This window comes from Streptomyces sp. NPDC020958 (assembly GCF_055562175.1).
The window spans coordinates 260,231-276,386 of record NZ_JBVHFU010000002.1; the positions used below are offsets into that span (position 1 = coordinate 260,231).

The window sequence follows — 16,156 nt, forward strand, 5'->3', positions numbered from 1 at the left end:
CGACAGATTGGCTAGCGCTGCTAGAATCCAGAGCATGTCGATTCAGAACCGCCGGGAACGCGAACGGGCAGAGCGCGAGCAGCTGATCGTCACGGCCGCACGCGAACTCGCCGAGACGGAGGGCTGGGACGCGGTGACGACCCGCCGACTGGCCGCCGAGATCGAGTACAGCCAGCCGGTCCTCTACAGCCACTTCAAGGGCAAGGACGCGATCATGGCGGCGGTGGCGGTGCAGGGCTGCGCCGACCTCGCGGTGGAGCTACGGGCGGCGCGCACGTCGGCGAGGACCACGCGCGAGGCGCTGGCCGCGGTCGCGGCCACGTACACGTCCTTCGGGCGCCGCCGCCCGGCCCTCTACGACGCGATGTTCACCCATCTGGTGGACCTGCCCTTCGCGACCCCCGAGGCCCCGGAGCCGCTGCAGGCGGCGTTCGGCGAGATCCTCCGGGTGATCGAGCCGATCACCGGCCCCGACGAGAACTCCGGCATCCTGACGGAGACCTTCTGGGCGGCTCTGCACGGCCTGGTGACCCTGACCCGGAGCGGCCGCCTCCCGGAACCCGCCCACGAGGAACGCCTGACCTTGCTGATCGCCCACTTCACAGCGCCCCGCCAGGAGCGCGGGGCTGCGTGACACACACGGCTGCGCCGCATGGGCGCGAGCAACCACGAGGGACCCGCGACTGAAAACAGGGACCGGCCCCCAGGGCGGCCTTCACGGGCGGGCGGGCCTACTCGGCCGCCGGGAGAGCCGCCCGCGGCCGCTCCCACCCCCGCGCCCCGCGCGCCAGCAGCCACGCGGTGGTCTCCTCCGGCGGCATGGCGGCGGCGACCAGCCACCCCTGCACCGCGTCGCACCCGAGGTCCCGCAACCGCTCCCAGGTCTCGTCGTCCTCCACGCCCTCCGCGACGACCAGCAGTCCCAGCGAATGCGCGAGGTCGACCGTGCAGCGCACGATCTCGGCGTCCTCGTTGTCCACGGCCAGGCGGGCCACGAAGGACCGGTCGATCTTCAGCTCGCTCACCGGCAGCCGCCGCAGGTGCACCAGCGACGAGTACCCCGTACCGAAGTCGTCCAGGGACATCTTCACGCCGTGCCCGTTCAGTCCCGCGAGGGTGTCGGCGGCCCGCTGCGGGTCCTCGAGCAGCACATGCTCGGTTATCTCCAGCTGCAGCGCCCCGGCCGGTACGCCGTGCCGGGCCAGCCGCGCCGCTACCAGGCCCGCGAACCCGGGCGTGTGAACGTCCCGCGGCGAGACGTTGACCGCCACCGGCACCCGCAGCCCCTGCGCCCGCCACGCGGCGACCTGCCCGAGCGCGGTCTCCAGGACGTATTCCGTCAGATGGGGCATCAGCCCGGAGGACTCGGCGATCGCTATGAACTCGTCCGGCGGCACCTTGCCGCGCTCGGGGTGCACCCAGCGGACGAGGGCCTCGAGTCCGGCCACCTGGCCGTCGAAGCGCACCTTGGGCTGGTAGTGCAGCTGTACCTCGTGGGCGTCCAGGGCGCGGCGCAGATCGCCCAGCAGGCCCAGCCGGTCAGGGGTGTTGGAGTCCCGCTTGGACTCGTAGACCTCGACGCCGGTGCGGTCCCGCTTCGCCTGGTACATGGCCACGTCGGCCCGGCGCAGCAGCCCCTCCGCGTCGAGCGCGTGGTCGGGGAAGACGGCGACGCCGGCGCTGGCCTCCAGGACGAGGGTGAGGCCGTCGAGGTCGAGCGGGGAGGAGAGGGCGGTGACCAGGTTGCGGGCCACCCGGGTCGCGGACGTCGTGGAGTCGGCGACGGGCAGTAAGACCGCGAACTCGTCACCGCCGAGCCGGGCCGCCTCCGCACCGCGCGGCAGCGCGGCCCGCAGCCGGTCCGCTATCTGGAGCAGCAGCCGGTCACCGGCGAGATGACCGAGCGTGTCGTTGACCGAACGGAACCGGTCGAGGTCGATCAGCATGAGGGCGGAGCGGGCGCCGATGCGTTCCGCGTCGTCGAGGGCGGTCCAGATGCGCTCCAGGAGCCACTGCCGGTTGGGCAGTCCGGTCAGCGGGTCGCGCAGTTGTTCCTCGGCGCGGGCCCGGGCTATCCACAGCGTGGAGTCGAGGGCGACCAGCGGGATGGAGAACAGCGGGAGCAGCAGCGGCTGGGCGACGGCGACCACGCAGACGAGCGGGGCGATGCCGAGCAGGGCGACGGCGACCAGGCCCTGCCGCATCAGGGCGGTGCGAGCGACGGTGGGCACTCCGCCGTCGCGCGGGATGTGCAGGTACCAGAGCAGGGCGCGGGTGACGGCGAGGTAGGCCACCGCCACCAGCACGACCTCGGGGGCCGCGGTGACGCTCCAACCGGCGGGGTTCCAGGGGGACTCGACGGTCGGCACCCGGCCGAACGCGCCGAGCACGAGAGCGCCGGCGCCGATGCCGAGGATGTCCACCGCGCCGTGCAGGACGCCCTGCCGCCAGCGGTGGCGCCGGGCTATGCCGACCAGGACGACGACGGTGAGGCTGACCATGCCGGCCGGGACCCAGCCGTAGAGCAGCAGGACGGCGAGGGTGAGGGCGGCGCCGGAGCCGGTGCCGCCCCACCAGCGGGCGCGGCCGAGCAGGACCAGGTGGCCGACGATGATGCCGGTCAGCACGGCCAGCGACCAGCCGACCGCGCCCGACGGGAACAGGGCGTGGTGGTCGGTGAAGGCGCGGTAGAAGCCGGCGCCGAGGACGAACGCGGCGGCGCCGACGGTTCCGGCGGGCAGCGCGGGCCAGGACAGGTGCCGTTCGGAGTCGTGTTCGGAGCCGGTCGAGCGGGGCGGTGGCTCGACGGCGGCCAGCGGCAGCGGGTCACGGGCGTCCGTCACGAGGCTCGCGACCGGCAAACCGGCGCGCCGGTCGCCCCGCCCCGTCCCGTGGCTCTCCCGCCACGCGCCTGCCCGGCGGCGCAGCGGCAGCCGTGCGCCCGGGGCGGCGCTCTCGGTCGGTTCCATTCCCGTCCCTCTCACAGCCGGCGGTGCCCACGCCATGCGGTCCGTGCCCTGCGGAGCACGGGAATGCCCCGACCGCAGCTGGGCACGGCGCGGGCGCATATCCCAACAGTAGGCCGCGGAAGGCTTTCCCGGGCAACGGTCGTGGACGGTTGCCCGATTGCGCACCGGCCACCCGTATGCATCTGGTATGCGTCGAACGGGTGGCCTTCAACCGCTACTCCCCGGTCGGAAGCGCCACTTCGGCCGCCGCTTCCGGCCCCTGCTCCAAAAGGACGACGAATCCGTCCTCGTTCAGGACCGGAACCTTCACCTGCATCGCCTTGTCGTACTTCGATCCGGGGTTGTCACCGACGACCACGAACGATGTCTTCTTGGACACCGAGCCGGTCACCTTGGCCCCGCGGCTCTGCAGTGCGTCCTTGGCGCCGTCCCGGGTGTAGCGCTCCAGCGTTCCGGTGACGACGACGGTGAGTCCTTCCAGGGGACGGGGCCCCTCCTCGTCGCCGGTGGACTCGTCCTCGAGCGGGACTCCAGCGGCCTTCCACTTTCGGATGATCTCGCGGTGCCACTCCTCGGCGAACCACTCCTTGAGCGCCGTCGCGATGATGCCTCCGACGCCGTCGATGCCCGCCAGTTCCTCCTCGGTGGCCTGCTCGATGCGGTCGATGGAGCGGAACTCGCGGGCCAGTGCCTGTGCGGCGACCGGTCCGACGTGCCGGATGGACAGGCCGTTGAGGAAGCGGGCGAGCGGACGGGTCTTCGCCTCCGCGATGTGCTGGAGGAGGGCGAGGGTGTTCTTCTTGGGCTCGCCCTTCTGGTTGGCGAAGACCGTGACGACCTTCTCCTCGCCCGACTTGGGGTCGCGCTTGGGCAGCCCGCTGTCGGGGTCGAGGACGTACGCCTTGATGGGCAGCAGCTTCTCCACCGTGAGGTCGAAGAGGTCGCCCTCGTCGACCAGCGGCGGGTCGGCCGGCTCCAGCGGCCGGGTGAGGGCGGCCGCGGCCACCGAGCCGAAGTGCTCGATGTCCAGGCACTCCCGGCCCGCGAGATACGCCACCCGCTCCCTCAACTGGGCGGGGCAGGTACGGGCGTTGGGGCAGCGGAGGTCGATGTCGCCCTCCTTCATGGCCCGCAGCGGAGTGCCGCACTCGGGGCACTCGGCCGGCATCACGAACTCCCGCTCACTGCCGTCGCGCAGGTCGGCGACCGGGCCGAGGATCTCGGGGATCACGTCACCGGCCTTGCGCAGCACCACGGTGTCGCCGATCAGCACACCCTTGGCCTTGACGACCTCCTGGTTGTGCAGGGTCGCGAACTCCACCTCGCTGCCCGCCACCGTCACCGGCTCGACCTGCGCGTACGGTGTGACCCGCCCGGTGCGCCCGACACCGACCTTGATGTCGATGAGCTTGGTGTTGACCTCCTCCGGCGCGTACTTGTACGCGATCGCCCAGCGCGGGGCCCGGGCCGTCGAACCGAGGCGGCCCTGGAGGCGGATCTCGTCCAGCTTGACGACGACGCCGTCGATCTCGTGCTCCACCGAGTGCCGGTGCTCGCCGTAGTGGGCGATGAACTCCCGTACTCCGTCGAGGTCGTCGACCACCCTGTTGTGCCGGGAGGTGGGCAGCCCCCAGGTCTTCAGCAGCTCGTACGCCTCGGAGAGCCGGCCAAGGCCCTCGAAGCCCTCCAGGGCGCCGATGCCGTGCACGACCATGTGCAGCGGCCGGGAGGCGGTGACGCGCGGGTCCTTCTGGCGCAGCGAACCGGCCGCCGCGTTGCGCGGGTTGGCGAACGGCTTGTCACCGGCCGCCACCAGCCGTTCGTTGAGCTCGGCGAACTTCTCCATCGGGAAGTAGACCTCGCCCCGGATCTCCACCAGGTCCGGGACCTTCTCGCCGTGCAGCCGGTCCGGGATCTCGGCGATCGTGCGGACGTTGGGTGTGATGTCCTCGCCGGTGCGGCCGTCGCCGCGGGTCGCCGCGCGGACGAGACGCCCGCGCTCGTACGTCAGGTTGACGGCGAGGCCGTCGACCTTCAGCTCGCACAGGAAGTGGAACTCCTGGTCGCCCAGCTCCTTGTGGATGCGCTCGACCCAGGCCGCGAGGTCGTCGTCGTTGAACGTGTTGTCCAGCGACATCATCCGCTCGCGGTGCTCGACCGAGGTGAACTCCGTCTCGTACGACCCCGCGACCTTCTGGGTCGGCGAGTCCGGGGTGCGCAGCGGCGGGTACTGGTCCTCCAGCGCCTCCAGCGTCTTCAGGAGCCTGTCGAACTCGGCGTCGCTGACGACCGGGGCGTCCTTCACGTAGTACCGGAAGCGGTGCTCCTCGATCTGCTCGGCGAGCTGCGCGTGCTGCTCCCGTGCCTCGGCGGGCACCGCCGTCTGAGCCTGCTGCTTGTCGCCGGCCACCGTTTTCCTCCCGTTACTCTGGGTTGTCCGCGAGTGATCTCGCCGCCCGGACGCAGTGGGCGAGCGCCTGCCGGGCGTAGGCCGGGGAGGCGCCCGCGAGCCCGCACGCCGGTGTGACCGTGACGGTCTCCGCGAGCAGCCCCGGTCGCAGCCCCAGCCTGCGCCACAGCGTCCTGACACCCATGACGCTACCGGCAGGGTCTGACAATGCGGTGTCCGTGCCGGGCACGACACCGGCCAGCAGCCGGGTACCGGCCTCCACGGCCTCGCCGATCGTCTCGTCGTCACGTTCGGTGAGGAGCGAGAAGTCGAACGAGACCGCGGCGGCCCCGGCCCGGCGCAGCAGCGCGAAGGGCACGTCGGGGGCGCAGGAGTGGACGGCCACCGGGCCGGCATGGACGTCGATGACGTCGCGCAGGGTCGACTCGACGAGCTGCCGGTCGACGGCCCGGTGGGTGCGGTAGCCGCTGGCGGTCCGCACCTGGCCGCGCAGCACGGCGGTGAGGGACGGCTCGTCGAGTTGCAGCACGAGGCCGGCTCCGGGTACCCGCCGCCGCACCTCGGCCAGGTGCAGGCGCAGGCCCTCGGCGAGCGACGCGGCCAGGTCGCGGCAGGCGCCGGGGTCGGACAGGGCCGACTCGCCGTTCCTCAGCTCCAGGGCGGCGGCGAGCGTCCAGGGCCCGACCGCCTGCACCTTCAGCGGACCCTCGTACCCCTGGGTGTACTCCTCCAGTGCGTCCAGGTCCTCGCCCAGCCAGGACCGGGCGCGCCGGGTGTCGCGGCCCGGCCGGTCGCCGATCCGCCAGCCGCTGGGCTCCACGCGCGCGTACAGCTCGACGAGCAGGCCCGCGGTGCGGCCGATCATGTCGGCGCCGGGGCCGCGGGCGGGCAGTTCGGGCAGGAACGGAAAGTCCTCGAAGCTGCCCGTCGCGGTTTTCGCGGCCTCCCTGGCGTCGGTGCCGGGAAGCGAGCCGACGCCGGTGGCCGGGCCGAAGGTGGGGTGTGCGTTCACACGAGGAGCCTATGCGGGGTGACCTCGGCGCGGGTGCGGTGGTCGGGGTGCGGCGGTCGGGGTGCGGTGGTCGGGGTGCGGTGGTCGGGGTGCGGTGGTCGGGGTGCGGTGGTCGGGGTGCGGCGGCGCGGGTGGCCCTGGCGCAGGTGTGCTGGTGCAGGTGCGCTGGTGCGGGCGCGGGCGCGCCGGTGCGGTGCGCCGGTCGTGGCGCCCGCGACCGCCGCTACGCCGGGCCGGGGCGCACGCTGACGTCCGTGATCTCCGCGTCCCTCGGGAGGTCCAGGGCGGTCAGGACGGTGGTCGCCACCGACTCCGGGTCGATCCAGCGGGCCGGGTCGTACTCCTTGCCCTCCTGCTGATGGACCTTCGCCTGCATGGGGCTCGCCGTCCGGCCCGGGTAGACCGAGGGACCCGGACCCCGTTGCCGGCCTCCTCCTGGCGCAGGGAGTCCGCGAGGGCCTTCAGGCCGTGCTTGGACGCCGCGTACGCCGACCAGCCGGCGTGGGCGTTGAGTCCCGCGCCCGAGTTCACGAACAGCACATGGCCGCGGGCGGCGCGCAGCTGGGGCAGGAAGTGCCGGGTCAGTTCCGCCGGTGCGACCAGGTTGACGTTCAGCTGGTGCCGCCAGGACTTCGGGGTCAGCTCGCCGACCTCGCCCAGGTCCACCACGCCCGCGATGTGCAGCAGCGAGTCCACCCGGTCCGGGAGCGACTGGTGGGAGAAGGCCCAGGAGAGCCTGTCCGGGTCCGCCAGGTCGCCCACCAGGGTGCGGGCGCCCGGGAACTCGGCGGCGAATTCCTTGGCGCGGGCCGCGTCGCGCGCGTGCAGGACGAGGTCGTCCCCGCGCGCGTGCAGCCTGCGGGCCACGGCGGCGCCGATACCGGAGCCGGCGCCGGTGATCACATGAGTTGCCATGAGGGCCATGCTCGCATCAGCGGGGCGGCCGGTTCGCCTCCAGGTAGGCGAGCGCGTCGGCGGGTTCGGCGGCGAAGTGCATCAGCTCCGGCAGGGGGCGGGGCAGGAAGCCCTCGGCCTCCATACGGCGGAACTGTTCCTCCAGGCCGTCGTAGAAACCGGCGGTGTTGAGCAGGACGACCGGCTTGTCCGTGCGGCCGTGCTTCTTCAGCTCCAGAATCTCGGTGGCTTCGTCCAGGGTGCCGGTGCCGCCGACCATGACCACGACCGCGTCGGCCTTCTCCAGGAGGAGCCGCTTGCGCTCCGCGAGGGAGGCCGCGACGACCATCTCGTCGACGCCGGGGCGGGCCTTGTTGGCGAGGAACTCGACGGTGACGCCGATCAGCCTGCCACCGCCCTCCTCGACCCCGTCCGCGACGACCTTCATGAGGCCGGTGTCGGACCCGCCCCAGACCAGGGCGTGGCCGCCCTCTCCGATGAGTTTGCCGAAGTCGCGGGCGGGCCGGGTGTAGCGGTCGTCGAGGTCGGCGGCGGAGAGGAAGACGCAGATTCGCATGGGGTCAGGGTAGGCACTGGCGGAGTGCGGCGGGCGCGGGTGCCGGCGCCGGGAACAAGTGGGCGCCGATACGCGTCACCTCTACATGGCCTCAGGACACACCATCACCGTCGAAGACAGTGACCGGCACGTGCGCGTGACGCACGGCGACCTGGTCCTCGCCGAGAGCGACCGGGCCCTCGTACTGCACGAGACCGGCTGTCCCCCGCGCTACTACATCCCCGCCGACGACGTGCGGCTCGACCTGCTCACGCCGTCCGCGTCGCACAGCGTCTGCCCCTTCAAGGGGACCGCCTCCTACTGGTCCCTGCCGGACGCGCCGGACCTGGTCTGGGCGTATCCCGAGCCCAAGCCCGACGTCGCCCGGATCAAGGACCACCTCTGCTTCTACGACGTCGAGGTCACCGACTGACGGCGTACGGTCGACGCGATGGTCGCCGAGCCGACGACGCGGGTGCCGTCGTACAGGACGATGGCCTGGCCGGGGGCGACGCCGCGGACCGGCTCGGTGAACGTGACGTGCAGTTCGCCGCCGACCGGCTCGGCGCTCACCTCGGTCTCGCCGCCGTGGGCGCGGAGCTGGGCGGTGTAGGTGCCGGGGCCGGAGGGGGCCGTGCCGCACCAGCGGGGCTTGATCGCGGTGAGGCCGGTGACGTCGAGGGCGGCGGCCGGGCCGACCGTGACCGTGTTGTCCACCGGTGAGATGTCGAGGACGTAGCGCGGCTTGCCGTCGGCGGCCGGGGTGCCGATCCGCAGGCCCTTGCGCTGGCCGATGGTGAAGCCGTACGCGCCCTCGTGGGTGCCGACCTTCGCGCCGGACTCGTCGACGATGTCGCCCTCCGCCTTGCCGAGCCGCCGGGCCAGGAAGCCCTGGGTGTCGCCGTCCGCGATGAAGCAGATGTCGTGCGAGTCGGGCTTCTTGGCGACGGCGAGGCCGCGGCGCTCGGCCTCCGCGCGGATCTCGTCCTTGGTGGTCACCGTGTCGCCGAGCGGGAAGAGCGCGTGGGCGAGCTGCTTCTCGTCCAGGACGCCGAGGACGTACGACTGGTCCTTGGCCATGTCGGAGGCGCGGTGCAGTTCGCGGGAGCCGTCGTCCCCGACGACCACCTTCGCGTAGTGGCCGGTGCACACCGCGTCGAAGCCCAGGGCCAGGGCCTTGTCCAGGAGCGCGGCGAACTTGATCTTCTCGTTGCAGCGCAGGCACGGGTTGGGGGTGCGCCCGGCCTCGTACTCGGCGACGAAGTCCTCGACGACGTCCTCACGGAAGCGGTCGGCGAGGTCCCAGACGTAGAACGGGATGCCGATGACGTCGGCGGCGCGGCGGGCGTCGCGGGAGTCCTCGATGGTGCAACAGCCCCGGGCGCCCGTGCGGAAGGACTGCGGGTTCGCGGAGAGCGCGAGGTGGACGCCGGTGACGTCGTGGCCGGCTTCCGCCGCGCGGGCTGCGGCGACGGCGGAGTCCACGCCACCCGACATGGCGGCGAGGACGCGGAGGGGACGGGTGCGCTGCGGGGTGTCAGTCATAGCCCCTCCAGGGTACGGGGGCGCGGGAACCACGGCCCACGAGTATCCGTTGGAGATCACACGGGGGCGCACATGGGGGTGGATCGGACGGTGGCGGCTGACAGGGACCGGCGGATCGGGCGCCGCGCGCTGCTGGTCGGCGGGGTGGCGGCGGCCGTCGGCACGGCGGCGCTGAGCAGGGACGAGCTGACGCGGTTCTACTGGCGGCTGCCGGGCGTGCGCAAGGCCCGGGTGGCGGGGGCGGTGGACTTCAGGGGGGCGCGCTGGGTGGCGGCGTCCCCGGCGAACTACCGGACGGCGAACCGGCCGGACGACTACCCGGTGGACCGGGTGGTCGTCCATGTCACGCAGGGCGGCTACGCGAGCGCGGTGAAGGCCTTCCAGGACCCGGCGCACGCGGCGGCCGCGCACTACATCGTGCGCAAGGACGGACGGATCACCCAGCTGGTCCGCGAGCTGGACGTGGCGTTCCACGCGGGCAACCGGTCGTACAACGAGCGGAGCGTCGGGATCGAGCACGAGGGGTTCGTGGACCGCCCGCAGGACTTCACCGACGCGATGTACGCGGCCTCGGCACGGCTCACGGCCGCGATATGCGGGCGCTACGGCATGGCCGTGGACCGCGAGCACGTGATCGGTCACGTGGAGGTGCCGGGGACGGACCACACCGATCCGGGCGAACACTGGGACTGGGATCGCTACATGCGGCTGGTGCGGCGCGCCGGACAGGCGTGACCCGCCCCTCCCCGACTCACGTGGCTCACGTGACTCACGTGACTCACGTGACTCAATCGTGACCCTGTGGTCGCCCTGCGCACCGTCTGTGTCCGTTGCGTCCCTCACCCCGGGCGCCAGCTGCACCTCGCCCATTCGGGTTTGTCGACAGGGTAGTTGAGCGATGCCGACACCCACGGCCGCCGCACAGTCCTCCGGGTCGGCTCCTAACTTCGCCTCAGATTGCGCACAGTCCCCAGAACAACCATCCGGGGCCATGACCCACACCACAGATCCCGCCTTCGAGGCGGACGGCACCGACGAGCAGGTCACCCGCGGCGAGACGACGACCAGGCGCCGCAAGGGAGTTCACCGCCGCAAGTTCCTCGGCGGCATGGCCGGGGTCGGGCTCGGCGCCGTCGCCGCGGGCGGCGCGACCTTCGCCCTGCTGGCCGACGCGAAGGGCAACAAGGCCGGCGCCGCGACCAACACGGCGACGCTGACCGTCCCGGACCTCCTGGAGGGCACCACCTCCGGCAGCACCACCACCTTCACCCTGGAGGCGAAGACCGGCACCGCCGAGGTGCTCTCCGGGGTCACCAGCTCAACGATGGGCTACAACCAGTCCTTCCTCGGCCCCACCATGAAGTGGACCAACGGCGACACGGTGCTGCTCGACATCACCAACAGCCTGGGCGAGGACACCACCGTCCACTTCCACGGCGCCCACGTCCCCGCCAAGATGGACGGCGGCCCCCAGGTCGCCTTCGCCGACGGGGAGACCTGGTCCCCGACGTTCACGGTCAAGGACGACGCCAAGACGCTCTGGTACCACCCGCACGCCCTGGGCACCACGGCCAAGCAGGCGGTGCACGGACTGGCCGGCATGATCATCGTGGAGGACGGCTCGACCGCCTCCTCGGACCTGCCGAGCACCTACGGCACCGACGACATCCCGTTGATCTTCCAGAGCCTCGCCACGGACAGCGCCGGCGACATCAAGTACAACCTCAGCGGCTACCTGGGCAACGGGCTGAGCTTCCCGCTGCTGCTGAACGGCACCAACGTGGACGACACCACCCTGACGTTCACGGCGACCAAGACCCGCACGCGGTTCCGGGTGCTCAACGCCTCGCCGTCCGACATCATCACCATCCAGCGCAGCGACGGCGGCAACCTCAACCAGATCGCCACCGACCAGGGCTACCTCACCGCGGCCACCGAGGTGACCAGCATCCGGCTGGTGGCCGGCGCCCGCGCCGAGTTCGTCCTCGACCTGTCGGACGCCGTCACGCTGCAGGCCGTCGTCACCACCGGCTGGGTCCGCGGCGGCAGCGGCACCTACGACGTGCTCGCGATCACCGCGTCCGGCACCGACACCCCCGACGACCTGCCGGCCTCGCTCAACACGATCGACCGGTACGACACCAGTGACTTCACCGCCCGGACCATCACCCTCGGCCAGAGCGGCACGACCATGACGATCAACGGGTCGGCGGGGACGAGCATGTCCTCGATGGCCATGATCAGCACCACGCTGGGGTCCAAGGAGATCTGGACCATCAAGAACGGCACCCAGCTGGAGCACTCGTTCCACCTGCACGACGTGCCCTACCAGTTGGTCTCCGTCAACGGCGAGGATCCGACGGGAGTCGACCTGGGCTGGTTCGACACCTACGAAGTGGTCGGCGGCGGCTCGATCCAGATCGCCATGGAGTTCACGGACTTCGCGGACGACACCTACATGTACATGTTGCACTGCCATCTGCTCCAGCACGAGGACGAGGGAATGATGGCGTCCCTCATGGTGACCGAGAGCTAGCCGGCCGGAGGCCGGTCCTCCCGGTCAGGCTGCCGCCGGCGGTCAAAGCGCCGGCGGCAGGCGTTCGCGTGTCGTGCTCCGGCGGAACCGGTCTACGACAGTCCAGCGGCCCGGGCCCGCTCCACCGCCGGGCCGATCGCCTTGGCGACGGCGTCGACGTCGGCCTGGGTGGAGGTGTGGCCGAGCGAGAAGCGCAGGGTGCCCCGGGCCAGGTCCGGGTCGGTCCCGGTGGCCAGCAGGACATGACTCGGCTGGGCCACCCCGGCCGTGCACGCGGAGCCCGTCGAGCACTCGATGCCCTGCGCGTCGAGCAGCAGGAGCAGCGAGTCGCCCTCGCAGCCGGGGAACGTGAAGTGGGCGTTGGCCGGGAGGCGGTCCACCGGGTCGCCGCCGAGGATCGCGTCCGGTACGGCCGTCCGCACCGCGTCGATCAGCTGGTCCCGCAGGGCGCCGACCTCGCGCGCGAACCACTCGCGGCGCTCGGTGGCGAGGCGCCCCGCCACCGCGAAGGAGGCGATCGCCGGGACGTCGAGGGTGCCGGAGCGCACGTGCCGCTCCTGGCCGCCACCGTGCAGGACCGGTACGGGGCTGTACTCACGGCCGAGCAGCAGGGCGCCGATGCCGTAGGGCCCGCCGATCTTGTGGCCGGAGACGGTCATCGCGGCGAGGCCGGAGGCGGCGAAGTCCACCGGGGTCTGGCCGAACGCCTGCACCGCGTCCGCATGCAGGGGGATGTCGAACTCACGTGCCACGTCGGCGAGTTCGCGGACCGGCAGGATCGTGCCGATCTCGTTGTTGGCCCACATGACGGTGGCGAGGGCCACGTCGTCGGGGTTGCGGGCGATCGCCTCGCGCAGCGCGTCGGGGTGGACCCGGCCGTAGCCGTCGACGGGGAGGTACTCCACCGTCGCGCCCTCGTGTTCGCCGAGCCAGTGGACCGCGTCGAGGACCGCGTGGTGTTCGACGGGGCTGGACAGGACACGGGTACGGGCGGGGTCCGCGTCGCGGCGGGACCAGTAGAGGCCCTTGACCGCGAGGTTGTCGGCCTCGGTGCCGCCGGAGGTGAGGACGACCTCGCTGGGGCGGGCGCCGAGCGCCTCGGCCAGGGTCTCCCTGGATTCCTCGACCGTGCGGCGGGCCTGGCGGCCGGAGGCGTGCAGGGAGGACGCGTTGCCGGTGACGCCCAGGGCGGCGGTGAGGGCAGCGGCCGCTTCCGGGAGCATCGGGGTCGTGGCTGCGTGGTCGAGGTAGGCCATGGTGGGTCGATTCTACGGGGGGCGGGGTACGGGTCGCCCAGCGCCGTAGGGGTCTATGGCCGGTTGCGGGTGCCGGTGGGCCGTGGCTGGTGGCGCAGTTCCTCCCCCAGCCTTCTGCCGGGGTACCCCCAGCGCCTCCGCCTCTGAAGGGGCGCTGCCGTGGACGGCGCTTCAGGCGTCACGTCTACAGGCTCCAGGAGATCGTGTGCGAGACCGCCATCGCGATGCCGAGGACCGCGAGGTCCGCCACGCCCAGGAACAGGCCGAGGTAGGCGCGGCCCTTGCGGGCCGTGCCGCGCCACAGGGCGACGGCGGCCAGGGCGATCGCGACCGGACCCAGGAACAGGTTCAGGACCAGGAGGCCCAGCAGGCCCAGGATGAAGGACGCGACGGCCATGCCGTCGGCGTCGCGGGCGCGGGGCTGGGTGCGGGGGGTGGCCGGGGCGGTGAGGTGCATCATGGTCGGCTCCTCTGGCGAGCGGGGACGGAAGGTCAGTTGGCCGAGGTGCGGCGGTGACGGGCGATGCGCTCACGGACCGCGAAGACGGCGAGCCAGACGGCGATGACGGCGGCCAGCCCGGCGGTGACGTCGAGCGGCGCGTGGGCCACGGTGCCCAGCACCACGCCGAGCAGCATGAGTGCGGCGACGAGGAACAGCATGGGTTTCGATCCCCCTCCGTTACATTTGGGTGAACGGTTGTAGTTACAGTTGTTCACTGACTTCGAGTCTACCAACCCCTACGGCTTTTCAATTCTGGAGAACAGTTGTTAACTGGATGACATGAGTCACACCCTCGGCATCCGGCAGGCCCAGAAGCAGAAGACCCGCCAGGCCCTCCTGGACGCGGCGCTCGGGCTGCTGGAGGAGCAGAGCCTGAGCAGCCTGGGGCTGCGCGAGGTCACCCGGGCCGTCGGGGTCGCCCCGACCGCCTTCTACCGGCACTTCCGCTCCACCGCCGACCTGGGTGTCGCCCTCGTCGACGAGGCGCTCGGCAGCCTGCACCCCATGGTCCGCACGACGGTCGCCACCCCCGGCGCCGAGCGCATCACCCGGGCCGTGCGGCTGATCGCCGACCACGTGGCCGCGCACCCGGCGCACGTCCGGTTCATCGCGCGCGAGCGGCACGGCGGGGTGCAGCCGGTGCGGGCGGCGATCCGCGACCAGCTGGCCCGGTTCGCCGAGGAGGTCAAGACGGAGCTGGCCAAGGACCCCGAGGCCGAGGGGTGGCAGGACGACGACCTGCTGATGCTGGCCCACCTGTACGTGGACCAGATGCTCATCACCGCCTCGCTGTTCCTGGAGACCCTGGAGTCGCCGGAGCCCTCGGAGGCGGAGCGGCAGCGCGTGACCCGGATCGCCACCCGTCAGATGCGGCTCATCAGCCTCGGCCGGCAGCACTGGCTGGACCAGGAGCCGTGACGCACGGGGGCGGCGGGTCCGTTCGCCGGACGCGCCGCCCCTGTCGTACGACCTGTGCCGTCAGCTCTTCGTCGCCTGCGCGGTCGGCGCGCCGCTGGGGGCCGTGCCGCCGGCCCCGGGACCACCCTGGCCGCCGCCGCAGCCACCGCCCATGCCGCCGCCGGGACCGCCCTGACCGCCGCCGCCCGGCGCACCGCTCGGCATGCCGGTGGGGGTGCCGGCCGGCTTGGCGGTGCCGGTGGGAGCCCCCGAGGGGGCGCCGCTCGGGCGGCCCGACGCGTTGCCGGTCGGCATCCCGGACGGCTGCTGACAGGACTGGTTCCCGCCCGAGTCGCCACTGCCGGAGGAGGACGAGTCGCTCGAACCGCACGCGGTCAGCAGCAGCGGGGACACGGCGAGCAGGGCGACCGCGGGGACGAGACGTACACGCTTCATGAGAGCCAACTCCATAAAGGATGAGGGAGTCCTGAGGCGTGGCACTCAACCAACGGCGCTTAGGGCGTTCTTGGGGCCACCCTGTCCCCCGCCTGTGATTCGGGCAAAGGGCGGCTCAAGGCACCGCTCTGAGCTGTGCTTTCCCGAACGGTGGCGGCCTGGGCGCTGGTACAGGCCCGTGACAGGGACCGGTGGTCAGCCGAGCCGGACGCGGGCCAGCTGCCGCGACTGGGCGACCAGCCGGTCCGCGCTGTCCCAGACCTCGGCGTCCTCCTCCAGGAAGCCGCCGGCGAGGTTCCGGGTGGTGATGGAGACCCGGAGGGGGCCCGGGGCGGGGCGGTGCCGGACGTGGACGGTGAGCTCGACCGTCGGGACCCATCCCGTGAGGCCGATCTCGAACGCGGTGGGCGGCAGCGCGTCCACGGCCAGCAGCAGCGAGAGCGGGTCGGCGTCCCGGCCGTCGGCGAGCCCGAACCAGGCACGCATCTCACCCTTGCCGGAGGGTGCGCCGAGCGCCCAGCCCAGGGTCGCCGGGTCCAGCTTGAGCATCAGGCGCTCGGTGATGGCGGAGCTGCCGTCGACCGGGGCGGGGCCGTCCTGGGGACCGAAGCACTGGTCCATGGGCGGGATGGCGGGCGGCACGGCCGTCGTGCGGACGTCGTCGGGGAGGGCGGCGAGATCGCCGTAGGAGGCCAGGACGCGGATGCGTTCGACCTCGTTGCCCTCGTCGTCGTACTGGAAGAGGGAGGCCTGGCCGGTGGAGAGGGTGCGGCCGGTGCGGACGGTGTCCGTGCGGATCACGGCCGGGCCCGGCCGGGACGCGGTCAGGTAGTGCGCGGAGACCGTGAACGGGTCCGGGTGCGGCAGCGTGTCCGCCAGGGCCCGGCCGAGCACCGCCAGCAGATAGCCGCCGTTGACGGCGCGGATGATGGTCCAGCCGGCCGAGAGGTCGATGTCGTACACGCCGGGCGCGCGCGGGGTCACCGCGGTGTCGCGGTCGAACTCGCTGTCGCCGATGGCGGCCTGCGTCGCAGCTGCTTCTGACATGCCTGAACAGTACAAGAGAAAATTACTAAGCGGTCGCTTTTGTGAGCCATGCGGCAGTGACTCCCCGGTAAGGGAT

Annotated in this window: 15 protein-coding genes and 1 pseudogene; 5 read left to right on the top strand and 11 right to left on the bottom strand. The window is 72.2% G+C overall.

The genetic code is table 11. The features are described 5' to 3' along the window. The first annotated feature begins 34 nt into the window (after positions 1-34). Positions 35-634: a TetR/AcrR family transcriptional regulator gene (locus tag ACZ3KP_RS07045; RefSeq protein ID WP_358974825.1), complete on the top strand. Its 600-nt coding sequence runs from the start codon at positions 35-37 to the stop codon at positions 632-634. Positions 635-731: 97 nt separating this feature from the next. On the opposite strand, the gene ACZ3KP_RS07050 is transcribed toward ACZ3KP_RS07045, so the two are convergent. The 5 genes and pseudogenes from ACZ3KP_RS07050 to ACZ3KP_RS07070 all read right to left on the bottom strand — a co-directional run bounded on the left by ACZ3KP_RS07050 (position 732) and on the right by ACZ3KP_RS07070 (position 7,862). Beyond that, the gene (locus ACZ3KP_RS07050) at positions 732-2,969 is read right to left on the bottom strand and encodes a putative bifunctional diguanylate cyclase/phosphodiesterase (RefSeq protein ID WP_467497091.1); all 2,238 of its coding nucleotides are present in this window, start codon (positions 2,967-2,969) and stop codon (positions 732-734) included. Positions 2,970-3,183: 214 nt separating this feature from the next. After that, positions 3,184-5,379, bottom strand: a complete 2,196-nt coding sequence (gene ligA / locus ACZ3KP_RS07055) for an NAD-dependent DNA ligase LigA (protein ID WP_467497093.1) — start codon at positions 5,377-5,379, stop codon at positions 3,184-3,186. Between the two features lie 13 nt (positions 5,380-5,392). Beyond that, a complete protein-coding gene (locus tag ACZ3KP_RS07060) occupies positions 5,393-6,391 on the bottom strand; it encodes a methionine synthase (RefSeq protein ID WP_358974818.1) in 999 nt (332 codons plus the stop codon). Positions 6,392-6,614: 223 nt separating this feature from the next. Continuing rightward, a pseudogene (locus tag ACZ3KP_RS07065) lies at positions 6,615-7,306 on the bottom strand (SDR family oxidoreductase). A 16-nt stretch (positions 7,307-7,322) separates the two neighbouring features. Further along, positions 7,323-7,862: an LOG family protein gene (locus ACZ3KP_RS07070; protein ID WP_358974814.1), complete on the bottom strand. Its 540-nt coding sequence runs from the start codon at positions 7,860-7,862 to the stop codon at positions 7,323-7,325. Between the two features lie 85 nt (positions 7,863-7,947). On the opposite strand from ACZ3KP_RS07070, the gene ACZ3KP_RS07075 reads away from it, so the two are divergent. Beyond that, the gene (locus ACZ3KP_RS07075; protein ID WP_358974812.1) at positions 7,948-8,274 is read left to right on the top strand and encodes a DUF427 domain-containing protein; all 327 of its coding nucleotides are present in this window, start codon (positions 7,948-7,950) and stop codon (positions 8,272-8,274) included. On the opposite strand, the gene mnmA is transcribed toward ACZ3KP_RS07075, so the two are convergent. Then, positions 8,250-9,386 (bottom strand): tRNA 2-thiouridine(34) synthase MnmA, encoded by a 1,137-nt coding sequence (mnmA, locus tag ACZ3KP_RS07080; protein WP_132889718.1) that lies wholly within the window; start codon positions 9,384-9,386, stop codon positions 8,250-8,252. The genes ACZ3KP_RS07075 and mnmA overlap by 25 nt on opposite strands. Before the next feature lie 72 nt (positions 9,387-9,458). Between mnmA and ACZ3KP_RS07085 the strand changes: the two genes are divergently transcribed. Together ACZ3KP_RS07085 and ACZ3KP_RS07090 are read left to right on the top strand one after the other, a co-directional pair. Further along, a complete protein-coding gene (locus ACZ3KP_RS07085) occupies positions 9,459-10,121 on the top strand; it encodes an N-acetylmuramoyl-L-alanine amidase (protein WP_467497097.1) in 663 nt (220 codons plus the stop codon). Between the two features lie 256 nt (positions 10,122-10,377). Next, entirely contained in the window at positions 10,378-11,922 is a 1,545-nt protein-coding gene (locus tag ACZ3KP_RS07090) for a multicopper oxidase family protein (protein ID WP_467497099.1), read from the top strand. A gap of 92 nt (positions 11,923-12,014) precedes the next feature. Here ACZ3KP_RS07090 and ACZ3KP_RS07095 read toward each other — a convergent pair whose 3' ends face one another. The 3 genes from ACZ3KP_RS07095 to ACZ3KP_RS07105 all read right to left on the bottom strand — a co-directional run bounded on the left by ACZ3KP_RS07095 (position 12,015) and on the right by ACZ3KP_RS07105 (position 13,838). Continuing rightward, positions 12,015-13,178: a cysteine desulfurase family protein gene (locus tag ACZ3KP_RS07095; RefSeq protein ID WP_467497101.1), complete on the bottom strand. Its 1,164-nt coding sequence runs from the start codon at positions 13,176-13,178 to the stop codon at positions 12,015-12,017. A 184-nt stretch (positions 13,179-13,362) separates the two neighbouring features. Next, positions 13,363-13,635, bottom strand: a complete 273-nt coding sequence (locus ACZ3KP_RS07100) for a DUF4190 domain-containing protein (RefSeq protein ID WP_358975312.1) — start codon at positions 13,633-13,635, stop codon at positions 13,363-13,365. Between the two features lie 35 nt (positions 13,636-13,670). Further along, positions 13,671-13,838 (bottom strand): hypothetical protein, encoded by a 168-nt coding sequence (locus ACZ3KP_RS07105; RefSeq protein ID WP_165939399.1) that lies wholly within the window; start codon positions 13,836-13,838, stop codon positions 13,671-13,673. A 121-nt stretch (positions 13,839-13,959) separates the two neighbouring features. On the opposite strand from ACZ3KP_RS07105, the gene ACZ3KP_RS07110 reads away from it, so the two are divergent. After that, entirely contained in the window at positions 13,960-14,598 is a 639-nt protein-coding gene (locus ACZ3KP_RS07110) for a TetR family transcriptional regulator (protein WP_467497103.1), read from the top strand. Between the two features lie 60 nt (positions 14,599-14,658). On the opposite strand, the gene ACZ3KP_RS07115 is transcribed toward ACZ3KP_RS07110, so the two are convergent. Beyond that, positions 14,659-15,033, bottom strand: coding sequence for a hypothetical protein (locus tag ACZ3KP_RS07115; RefSeq protein WP_467497105.1), 375 nt, complete (start codon positions 15,031-15,033; stop codon positions 14,659-14,661). Between the two features lie 195 nt (positions 15,034-15,228). Then, complete coding sequence (locus ACZ3KP_RS07120) at positions 15,229-16,080, bottom strand: thioesterase family protein (protein ID WP_467497107.1); 852 nt, start codon at positions 16,078-16,080, stop codon at positions 15,229-15,231. Between the last annotated feature and the right edge of the window lie 76 nt (positions 16,081-16,156).

What these genes read in the sequence shown, in the direction of transcription:
- ACZ3KP_RS07045 (WP_358974825.1), top strand. Translation starts at nt 35, where the DNA reads ATGTCGATTCAGAACCGCCGGGAACGCGAACGGGCAGAGCGCGAGCAG.
- ACZ3KP_RS07050 (WP_467497091.1), bottom strand. Translation starts at nt 2,969, where the DNA reads ATGGAACCGACCGAGAGCGCCGCCCCGGGCGCACGGCTGCCGCTGCGC.
- ACZ3KP_RS07070 (WP_358974814.1), bottom strand. Translation starts at nt 7,862, where the DNA reads ATGCGAATCTGCGTCTTCCTCTCCGCCGCCGACCTCGACGACCGCTAC.
- ACZ3KP_RS07075 (WP_358974812.1), top strand. Translation starts at nt 7,948, where the DNA reads ATGGCCTCAGGACACACCATCACCGTCGAAGACAGTGACCGGCACGTG.
- mnmA (WP_132889718.1), bottom strand. Translation starts at nt 9,386, where the DNA reads ATGACTGACACCCCGCAGCGCACCCGTCCCCTCCGCGTCCTCGCCGCC.
- ACZ3KP_RS07085 (WP_467497097.1), top strand. Translation starts at nt 9,459, where the DNA reads ATGGGGGTGGATCGGACGGTGGCGGCTGACAGGGACCGGCGGATCGGG.
- ACZ3KP_RS07090 (WP_467497099.1), top strand. Translation starts at nt 10,378, where the DNA reads ATGACCCACACCACAGATCCCGCCTTCGAGGCGGACGGCACCGACGAG.
- ACZ3KP_RS07095 (WP_467497101.1), bottom strand. Translation starts at nt 13,178, where the DNA reads ATGGCCTACCTCGACCACGCAGCCACGACCCCGATGCTCCCGGAAGCG.
- ACZ3KP_RS07100 (WP_358975312.1), bottom strand. Translation starts at nt 13,635, where the DNA reads ATGCACCTCACCGCCCCGGCCACCCCCCGCACCCAGCCCCGCGCCCGC.
- ACZ3KP_RS07105 (WP_165939399.1), bottom strand. Translation starts at nt 13,838, where the DNA reads ATGCTGTTCCTCGTCGCCGCACTCATGCTGCTCGGCGTGGTGCTGGGC.
- ACZ3KP_RS07110 (WP_467497103.1), top strand. Translation starts at nt 13,960, where the DNA reads ATGAGTCACACCCTCGGCATCCGGCAGGCCCAGAAGCAGAAGACCCGC.
- ACZ3KP_RS07115 (WP_467497105.1), bottom strand. Translation starts at nt 15,033, where the DNA reads ATGAAGCGTGTACGTCTCGTCCCCGCGGTCGCCCTGCTCGCCGTGTCC.
- ACZ3KP_RS07120 (WP_467497107.1), bottom strand. Translation starts at nt 16,080, where the DNA reads ATGTCAGAAGCAGCTGCGACGCAGGCCGCCATCGGCGACAGCGAGTTC.